The organism is Nocardioides cremeus, assembly GCF_030518195.1.
Taxonomy (GTDB): domain Bacteria; phylum Actinomycetota; class Actinomycetes; order Propionibacteriales; family Nocardioidaceae; genus Nocardioides; species Nocardioides cremeus.
In genome coordinates this window covers 1-209 of sequence record NZ_JAULSC010000496.1, presented here as the reverse complement: position 1 = coordinate 209, position 209 = coordinate 1, and the positions used below count along the sequence as shown (strand labels likewise).

Annotated in this window: 1 pseudogene; it reads right to left on the bottom strand. The window is 77.5% G+C overall.

Going from position 1 to position 209, the window contains the following annotated elements:
- Positions 1-209, bottom strand: a pseudogene (locus QWJ41_RS21865) (hypothetical protein); the annotation flags it as partial.

Here is a 209-nt window from a genome sequence, read left to right as displayed (position 1 = left end):
TTGTAGAAGACCACCGCGTGCGGGTCGGCGGCGGCGTCGCCGGCCTGCGAGGCGAAGAGGAACTCGGTGTCCAGGCCGGTGCCCAGGATGGTCACCACGGCGGTGCCGAGCTGGCCGGCGGCGGCCACGGAGGGCGCCAGCCCGGCGCCCGGGCGGGCGAGCAGCCGACGGTGCAGGCCGGCGGCGAACACGATGGTCGCCACGGCGCC